The sequence below is a fragment of the Chamaesiphon sp. OTE_8_metabat_110 genome, from assembly GCF_031382685.1.
Taxonomy (GTDB): Bacteria; Cyanobacteriota; Cyanobacteriia; order Cyanobacteriales; family Chamaesiphonaceae; genus Chamaesiphon.
In genome coordinates, this window is the sequence record NZ_JANMZA010000344.1 from 1 (window position 1) to 9,661 (window position 9,661).

The following is a 9,661-nucleotide window of genomic DNA, read 5'->3' on the forward strand; positions in this document are numbered from 1 at the left end:
TTTCATCGAGTTTTTGGGCAGTTTTTACGGGTGTTTTGCGCCAAGGAACATCCCCTGACGATCTTCTTAGACGATCTACAGTGGATTGACTCAGCAACCCTTAATTTAATCGAGCTGATGCTGCTGGATGAGCAAGCCCAATCCCTGTTTTTAATTGGAGCCTATCGCGATAATGAAGTCATTCCCACGCATCCACTTGTTTTAACGCTGGAAAATCTGCGAAAACAAGGGGCAGTAATTCAGGAGATTGTGCTTTCACCCCTGGCAATTGAGCCGTTGAGTCAGTGGATTGCCGAGATGCTACATCAGAATACTGATACTGTTCGTTCTCTAGCTGAATTAGTCCTGCGTAAAACTGAGGGCAATCCTTTTTTTGTCAATGAATTTTTGAGATTGCTGTATGGCGAAAATCTGTTAACATTTGAACCGCCTCAATCCTCTTTTGGTAAGGGGGGAAGTAAAGAAGGGTGGCAGTGGAATATTACTCAAATTAGAGCTACAAATATCACCGATAATGTGGTGGAATTGATGCTGTTTCAGTTAAAAAAACTGCCAGAGGCTACACAACAAATGCTGCGATTAGCAGCTTGTATCGGGGCTAATTTTAATCTAGATACATTATCGATCGTTGGCGACAGTTCTCCTCAAACAGTTTTCCTGGATTTACAAGTAGCAATCGAAGCTGGATTAATTCAACCCTTATCTGAATTAGATGAGGACTTATTAATTCAAGAGTTTAAGTTCTTGCACGATCGCGTGCAGCAAGCCGCCTATGCCTTAATCGATGAAACGCAGAAACAAGCGATTCATCTTCAAATCGGTCGCAATTTACTCGAAAAAATACCGCCAGAGCGACGATCGTATCGGCTGTTTGAAATTGTGGATCATCTCAATCATGGGCTTGAACTGGTCAACAATCAAGCAGAGCGTAATAAAATTGCTCAATTGAATTTGATGGCAGCTCAGAAAGCAAAAGGGGCGATCGCCTATAGTATTGCTAAAAAATATTTAGCCACCGGAAGAGCATGGCTGGCAGATTCTAGCTGGCAAATAGATTATGACCTGACCTTATATTTATATTTGGAAACAACCGAAATCGCATATTTATGTGGTGAATTTGAGCAGGTGGAATGTTGGGCGGCGATCGTTCTGCAATCGGCCAAAACTATTTTCGACAGCGTAAAAGTTCATGAAATCAAAACTCAAGCATATATCGCACAAGGTCAGCCATTAAAAGCAATCAACACTGTGCTGCAAGTTCTACCACAATTTGGGATTAGTTTTCCTGAGCAACCAGGGCAGTTAGATATTCAGATTGAGCTAGATGCAGTCTCGCGCCTTGTTAAAGAGAAACCGATTGAGGACTTGATTCATTTACCGGAAATGAGCGAGCCAAATAAATTAGTAGTGATGCGAATCCTATCTAGAATTACGATTTCAGCCTGGATAGCGGCTCCTGGTTTAATGTCGTTACTGGTATCTAAACAAGTTAGCTTGTCAATTGAATATGGAAATGCGCTTACATCTTCCTTTGCTTACGCTAACTTTGGCTTAATTCTATGTGGAAGGGTCGGAGACATCCAGACAGGCTATGAATTTGGACAGTTAGCCTTGAAACTATTGTCACGACCCCAGAGCCATTCACTCAGAGCCAGAACATTGCTCATTGTGAATACCTTCACGATTCACTGGAAGGAGCATGTGAGGAAGACGTTTCAGCCATTGTTAGAAGCCTACCAAAGCGGGCTTGAAACGGGAGACTTGGAGTTTGCCGCTTATGCCGCTCACTCTTATTGTTTTAACTCCTATGCAGTTGGAGAGGAACTCATAGAAGTTGAACACAAGATGACAACCTATAATGAGGCAATTCGCCAAATCAACCAGGAAACGGCACTCACCTGGAATCAAATATTCCATCAAACTGTTGCAAATTTGAGGGGCTGCTCGGTCACTCCGACGCGTTTAGTCGGAGAATTCTATAATGAGCAGGATAGGCTACCACAACATGAAGTAGCCAATGATGGAACTGCAATCTTTGATGTCTATGCCAATAAGCTCATCCTCTACTACCTCTTTTCTGATTATGCCCAGGCAGTTGAAAACGCAGCTATAGCAGAACGCTATTTGACTCAAATAGTAGGCACATCTTTTGTTCCCTTTTATTATCTCTATGATTCTCTGGCAAGACTGGCAACCTATCTCGATAGCAGCGATCGAGTGCAAGCAGAAATTCTCATAAAAGTTGCTATCAGTCAGAAAAAAATGAAGCACTGGGCAGATCGCGCGCCCATGAACTATTTGCATAAATATCAGTTGGTGCAAGCAGAGACGGCGCGAGTTTTGGATCGGTTGCTTGAGGCAGAAGAATTCTACGAACAAGCGATTCAAGGTGCTAGAGACAATGAGTATCTTCAAGAAGAAGCATTAGCCTATGAATTAGCTGCCAGGTTTTACCTATTTCGAGGTCGGGAAAAGTTTGCCCAAACCTATATGAAAGAAGCACACTACTGCTATGAACGATGGGGAGCAATGGCGAAAGTGAAAGATTTAGAAACCCGCTACCCACAGTTTTTTCCTCAATCGTCGGGCATGGCTAACACGCCAATCCACACTACTTCTGGAACCACTTCTAATCACTCACCCACTGCCTTCGATTTAGCTACGGTGATGAAAGCATCTCAGGCGATTTCGAGTGAAATTGAACTGGAGCAGTTGCTCGGTTCTTTGATGCAGATCTTAATCGAAAATGCTGGCGCACAAACTGGATGTCTGATTTTAGAAAACTCAGGGGAATGGGCGATCGAAGCTGCTTACGAACTTAACGATCGTCAGAATGTCGGCGATCTGCGAGTGCTGCAATCGATACCAATCGCAAATCGCTTACCCGAATCGATGATTCAGTATGTGATTCGTACTCACGAATCTGTCCTCTTAAATGATGCTAATCGTGAAGGTAATTTTATTAGCGAGCCATATATTCAACACCACAAAACACAATCTATCTTATGTTTGCCACTACTAAATCAAACTAAACTCGTCGGCGTGTTGTATCTGGAAAATCAATCAGCAACTGGGGCATTTACACCCGATCGATCTCAAGTTCTGAAGCTATTATCAACCCAGGCAGCGATCGCGATCGAAAACGCTAAACTCTACTCAAAGTTGCGCGCTAGCGAAAGTCAGATGGCTCAATTTTTAGAAGCGATTCCGGTGGGAGTTGGGATCGTTGATGCGAATGGTCGCCCTTACTATGCCAATCAACGTGGTATTCAGCTTATGGGCAAAGGGATCGATCCTGCCGTAGCCACAGAGCAAATCTCCGAGGTTTACCAATTTTATGTGACGGGAACGGATCGAATCTATTCGACTGAAAACATGCCAATTATCCGAGCGTTGAGCGGCAAATGCACCACGGTTGACGATGTAGACATTCGCCAGAACAATGAAACCATTCCAATTGAGGTGTGGGGAACTCCCATCTTTGACGAACAGGGCAACGTGGTTTATGCGATCGCTGCTTTTCAAGACATCACCGAGCGCAAACAAGCAGAGAGACTGCTAGCCGATTACAACCGAACATTGGAGCAACAAGTCACCGAGCGGACTTTGCTCCTTTCTCAGGAGATTGAAGAGCGTCAACGAGTGGAAAACGCTCTGCAGCAGAGTGAAGAGCAACGCAGGCTGACGATGGATTTCACCCACATCGGCAGTTGGAACTGGAATATCGTGGCGGATACAGTAGACTGGAACGATAACCATTTCCGCTTGCTGGGGTTAGTCCCAGGTGAAGTTGAGAGTAGCTACCAAGCATGGCGCGATCGAGTTCACCCAGAAGATCTTCCTCGCATCGAGCAAGCTATTACAGCAGCTCTAGCAACTCATACCGATTTTGAAGCCGAATATCGAGCGATCTATCCAAATGGTACTATTCACTGGTTGTTTGGTCGAGGTCGAGGCATTTATAACGCAGCCGGACAGCCGATGCGAATGTTAGGGGTGATTCTTGATATTAGCGATCGTAAACTCGCTGAAGCAGCCTCAATTCTGGAAGAACGCAACCGGATGGCACGAGAAATTCACGATACGCTCGCCCAATCCTTTACAGGTATTTTGCTTCAAAATGGAGCTGCAATGCAAATATTAGCAGACGATTTGGAGGCAACCCAGGCACACCTGGAAACCATCGATGAATTGGCACGCAGCGGACTGGCTGAGGCGCGGCGATCTGTGAAGGCACTTCGTCCCCAGCTATTGGAAGAAGGCAATTTAGATAGTGCCCTGCACCGCCTCATAACTCAAATGAGAGCCACCGCCGATACCGTTCTGGTTTATGAAATTAAAGGTATAGCCTATCCATTGCCAGCCGAGGTTGAAAATAACTTACTCCGAATCGGACAAGAAGCATTAACCAATGCCATCAAACATGCCAATGCTGGCGAAATTCGAGTTGAATTAGCATACGAACATTCACAATGTAGCTTACAAATTAAAGATGATGGCATAGGCTTTGGCGTTGGGAGTATCCCCGCTGTGGGCGGCTTTGGATTACTAGGAATCAGCGAACGGGCAGACCGCATTGGCGCACAACTGACGATTCACAGCCAACCTGGGCAAGGGACAGAAATTACGATCGTTGTAAATAGAGCGGGAACATCATGATGAGCCAATCCACGACAATTCGGGTGTTGATTGCTGACGATGTTGCCATTGTCAGGCAGGGATTGGCGACGATCGTCGATCGAGATCCAGAAATGACCGCGATCGCTCAAGCAGAAGATGGGCGACAGGCGATCGCGCTATTTCGGGAATATCAACCCGATGTGACGCTGATGGATTTACGAATGCCCCAGATGAGTGGCGTTGAAGCGATCGTGGCGATTTGTGCTGAATTTAAACAGGCTCGGATTATGGTGCTCACCACCTATGATGGCGATGAGGATATCTATCGCGGATTGCAAGCGGGTGCTCAAGGTTATCTACTCAAAGACGCTAAACCCCACGAGCTGCTGAATGCGATTCGCATGATTCATAGCGGACAGAAGTACGTACCGCCAGAAGTAGGCGCGAAACTGGTACAGCGAATGAATAATCCAGAACTAAGCGAACGAGAGCTAGATGTCCTGCGGTTGATGGCGCAGGGGATGAATAATTTAGACATCGCGGCTGCTTTGAATATCGGTGAAAGCACTGTCAAATCTCACGTTAATCGAATTTTAAGTAAGTTGGGTGTGAACGATCGGACTCAAGCCGTGATTGTTGCTATTAAACGCGGAATTGTCTATCTGTAGAACCTAGTTCGATCGATGTTTCTAGGGTAGAGCAGCCAGTAGATCGTTGGCGTAGCCTACCGGAGGTAATCGTCTGTAATAATAATTTATCCCTTCCGGCTAATCATTGGCGTTGGCAAAGCCTACCGTAGGTACAGCCTCTCGTCAGAGAATCGCCATTCGCAAATTGAGAATGAGCGAAAAACGTTGCGGGGAAAAAGCCTACGCTGTCTTAAACTGGCTAGGTTACAATAGAGAGAGAACGATCGGCGAGTACCACAAACTTTATGGCAACTATCACTGTTGAGTTAAAACTCGATGCCCAACAGCAACAACTACTCCAGCAAGCCGCAGCTAATTGGGGATTTACACTGCAAGAATATTTGCAGGAGTTGGCTCTTAATTCGATTGATGAAGGGATACCAACGCGGGAAAAGATCGAGTTAGATGCTAATGATGCCCAATTTTTAAATAGTTATCTTAACGATCCTCCGGTAGCTAATCCCACTCTGCAAGGAGCGATCGTCGAGCATCAACAAAAATACGGTCGATGGTAGATAAGTGGATATTTTGTGCTTTAGATAAATCGCTCGACCGACAGAGTTTTGATTGTGGAGTTGTCGAACTAAATGATTATCTCCAGCGATATGCCAGTCAAAACCACCGCAAGGGAATTGCTACAACATTTGTCGCTTTGGCTAATGCTGACGATCGCCAAATAGCAGGCTATTATTCAGTCAGCATGGCAGAAATCACGATCGATATTTTACCCACAGAATTTCAGAAAGGTTTGCCCCGCTACCCGATTCCGGCGATGCGGATCGGTCGATTAGCGGTAGATATTACCAGACGAGGAGAAGGTTTAGGAAAGGCATTGTTGATGGAATGTTTTCGACGAGCGATTGTGTTGTCTCGCGAGATTGGCATATTTGCAATTGTGGTTGATGCAACTAATGAATCAGCGAGAGATTTTTATTTGAAATATGGTTTTATTGCCTTACCTTCCCAGCCAATGTCTTTATTTATTCCCTTGGCAACCATCAAATCGTAAATTTGTTGTATCGTTGGCATAGCGATTCGGCAAAGCCGACGCTACGCGATAGGATCTGACCCAACACCTCATCAAATGGTGGGCAGAATTAGTAGTGAATTGATTCAGGATATTGTATCGATTTCGTTGCGATAGATATTCACTTCCGAATTTATTAATCATCGTAACTTTGTGTGCCATTAATAGATTTTATTTTATTAACAACTCTCTTTTTTATCCATGTCTGGCTCAGAGTTTCTCTGAAAATTCTTTGGCTTTGATAAGAACTACTATTTGGTATTGATATAAAGATTTTATCTTGTTTAAGACAATAATCAACAAACCATTCAATGATTCTATTCCAATCCTCACTTCTTAATTTTCCTGATTTCAACATATCTCTAGTCTTTGAAATGTATTCCTGGCTAGCAACAGGAGTCGTTAGTGACATTTCACTCATATACATACCTTCCACATCATCTGTTACAAATTCGTAATGAATACGTCCGCAATGAGTCACTTTTACTCTTTGAGCTTCATAAACATCTATATCTGTTGGATCGTAAGGTTCAATGAGGCGATAGTTTAGCAAAATTTTAAGGTGTTCTTTGACGATAGTTATGCTTACAGTTGCAGGTTCAAAATAGTTCAAAATATCTTCAACAGAACGATAGATATTTTCTGGCTCCGAAGTATTAGAGTAAACATCTATAAGTAGACGGAGAATTGATAATTTAAGGAGTGGACTTGTAACTGAATTAGAACCAACTTCAAAAATATTCAGAATAAAGTTACTATCTTGCTGATAAAAATGATTGTAATCCCCAAAAAGAAGAGCTTTTTTAATATTTCGTCTCTGCGGCCTGAATCGTTGACCAATTGCATAAGCCTTAATTAATTCAGAAATATCCATGATTGGTGAAGTAATAAGTCTTTGAGCTATTTGAAGACTTCTGCGAATATCAAAATTAGCAAGCCATCCAATGGTACGCCCTACATAATCTTCATTAATGAAAATATCTTCTACTGATAAAGCAAATGCTTTAACATCAGAAAATGACAATCGAATACCCTTCTTCGTGAAGTAATCCCTATTTATGTCAGAATCTTCCTGAGATTTTGATTTAATAAATTCAACACGCTTTGTAAGAACTTCTTTAGTAGAAGGCACTGGTAAATAAAAATCTCGATGATCGTAAGATTGTAGTGGTCCTGACTTTGAAAGCTGCCAAACCGTGCGATCTGTTATGGGGCAGATAATAAAAGAAAAGCATTCTCTATAAATTGATTGTGCAAATTGAAAAACAGATTCTTGAAAAGATTGTGGAAAATGATCTGTATTGTCAAATACTATACAGGGCATTAATTTTCTTGAAGAAATAGCATTTTTAATTAAGTATCTAACATACTCTTGTGGTTTGTTTTCAATTATTTTCCCTATGATTTCGCCAAATTTCTCTTTGAACTCGTTTTTGTCTCTTTGGTACAGTGGCTTATATTTTCCTTCACTTAATCGCCTATATTCTTGAAAGAAAATACCTTGAAGATCTTCGTAGGTAGGATAATTGTCTTTAAATAAATTTGTTTCTAATTCTATTTTAAGTTTGCTGATGAGCCAGTCAGAGATTGTGTTTTGATTCCCATCTGAATCTGCAAGATCTAGGCGCAGAACTAAGCAACCTTCACGAAGTTTACTATCTAGCACCAAGCGAAAGAAACGATCGATAAATGTAGATTTTCCTGCTCCTTTATTTCCTATGATTAAAACAAACTCACCTTTTTGTAGATCTATAGATTCTCGCATCTGATTTGCTAATTCAGTCCCTTGCTCTGAATTGACGACATCAACTTTGTTCAACAAATTTCTGGAAATTTTTTCAAGGCTTTCGTCTGCGGCACGGCTTTCTTTTGATTCGACAAAACACTGTGCAAGCATATCGGGGTCTTCCCCTGAGATTGTACTAAAAAAGCTACGGTAAACACTTTCTAAATCTCTTAACAAAGATGTTTTGTGAAGTAACCTTCTCTCAGAAAGTTCAATAACTGATTCTAAAATTTCACCTTGACTAACTTGTAGACCTTCTGCTTCATGTATATGCACCTGGTACAAATTATCTAGGATTCCTTATCTAGAAAATAAATCATAAAATATTGCAAACTTTTGTTCAATAGCTTCAAGGCTAGGAAATACTATTGCTTTTCCTTCTTTGGGGGGTATTCCATCTGTGCGGACTGCCCAAAATCCAATCCACTCAATACCAGTTGTCAATGCAGAGAATAATACAGCCGTATCTGTACAGTAACGTTGTGCCTGTTCCATACCTTGCATAGCCGACTGAATTGCTGAACCACTTACTTTATATGAAGCCATCCGTGGTTGGTGGGTATCAATTAAAAGTTTAGAAACACGCTTTGCTTCTACTACAAATCTATTACGTCCTTCAGCAGATATTAAGTAGTCAACATAGCCAGAATCTACATGTGGCTCAGTTCTTATTCCTTCTCGATCCCAGCCTAGAACTTCTATAAGTATGCGGTCAATAATCTGGAATCGCACATCTTGTTCTGTTTCAAGTGGGATATTGTTTTGCTTTAGCTCTTTGCATATCTTGTCAAATTTTTCTTTTGCTGAGTCAATATTCATTAAAATAACTTAAAAGACAAGGTAATTAGAACTCGTGAAGATCTCAACGTAAGTTGAGATCTTCACTCTTCGCAAACAATGAGAATTATGACTTCTGCATATACTAAGGGTTCCCCGTTAAAGTGAACATATTATCCTTCTGGATAAAATTTATTTATCCGCCCATATCGCTGCAACGAGCCAGTCAAGGCAAACTGAGCAGCCAGAGGATCTAGGACGATCTTCTCCTTAATCCCCACCATCACAGCAGCTAAAAGTTTCACATCGGGATGTCCGAGATAATCTGCTTCCGGTAGTTCAGCTTTCAACTGCTTCACCCGTTCCCGCAGCACGATCGAGCCTACTAACTGAGTATTCATTGACACGCTATCTCAGGAATCTGCTTACGATGATTGTAGCTAAAATCTGACTGTGATTTGCCACACTGATACGAGACTTCTAGAGCGGCTAAATCCATCGGTAAATCTGACACACGCTTACCCTAACGGACGAGCGAGCAAATCTGGAGCGAGGATGACTTCATCATCTGACTCCGCTGGAATATCTTCAGGCTCCAAGGGTGGGAAACTAGATCTCGTTGGTAAAACAGTGGATATACTCCCTAACATCGACACCGTTTCTACTAATAAAGCTAAAGTGTCCGCATCTTCAGGATGATTTTCGACTACCCGCACAGCTCTCATCACCACGCTCAAACCTTGCTGGAGCCGTTCGACATCA

The 9,661-nt window shown here is 42.4% G+C and carries 7 protein-coding genes and 1 pseudogene; 4 read left to right on the plus strand and 4 right to left on the minus strand.

What is annotated here, in order from left to right; all coding sequences use genetic code 11:
* The 4 genes from RMO52_RS12600 to RMO52_RS12615 all read left to right on the plus strand — a co-directional run.
* The coding region (locus RMO52_RS12600) for a PAS domain-containing protein (protein ID WP_396134964.1) at nt 1–4,659 on the plus strand (4,659 nt) is incomplete at its 5' end.
* A complete protein-coding gene (locus RMO52_RS12605) occupies nt 4,659–5,288 on the plus strand; it encodes a response regulator transcription factor (protein ID WP_310414657.1) in 630 nt (209 codons plus the stop codon). The genes RMO52_RS12600 and RMO52_RS12605, both read left to right, overlap by 1 nt.
* Before the next feature lie 266 nt (nt 5,289–5,554).
* Nucleotides 5,555–5,824, plus strand: a complete 270-nt coding sequence (locus tag RMO52_RS12610) for a DUF1778 domain-containing protein (protein WP_310414644.1) — start codon at nt 5,555–5,557, stop codon at nt 5,822–5,824.
* On the plus strand, nt 5,818–6,318 hold the full coding sequence (locus RMO52_RS12615; protein WP_310414647.1) for a GNAT family N-acetyltransferase: 501 nt from the start codon (nt 5,818–5,820) through the stop codon (nt 6,316–6,318). Before RMO52_RS12610 ends, RMO52_RS12615 begins: the two co-directional genes overlap by 7 nt.
* 154 nt (nt 6,319–6,472) lie before the next feature.
* Here the strand turns inward: RMO52_RS12615 and RMO52_RS12620 are convergent, their stop codons facing one another.
* The 4 genes and pseudogenes from RMO52_RS12620 to RMO52_RS12635 all read right to left on the minus strand — a co-directional run.
* On the minus strand, nt 6,473–8,398 hold the full coding sequence (locus RMO52_RS12620) for a hypothetical protein (protein ID WP_310414649.1): 1,926 nt from the start codon (nt 8,396–8,398) through the stop codon (nt 6,473–6,475).
* A gap of 24 nt (nt 8,399–8,422) precedes the next feature.
* Nucleotides 8,423–8,941, minus strand: a complete 519-nt coding sequence (locus tag RMO52_RS12625) for a hypothetical protein (protein WP_310414652.1) — start codon at nt 8,939–8,941, stop codon at nt 8,423–8,425.
* A 131-nt stretch (nt 8,942–9,072) separates the two neighbouring features.
* On the minus strand, nt 9,073–9,300 hold the full coding sequence (locus tag RMO52_RS12630; RefSeq protein WP_310414654.1) for a type II toxin-antitoxin system YhaV family toxin: 228 nt from the start codon (nt 9,298–9,300) through the stop codon (nt 9,073–9,075).
* 117 nt (nt 9,301–9,417) lie between these two features.
* Nucleotides 9,418–9,661: pseudogene (locus tag RMO52_RS12635) on the minus strand (hypothetical protein); the annotation flags it as partial.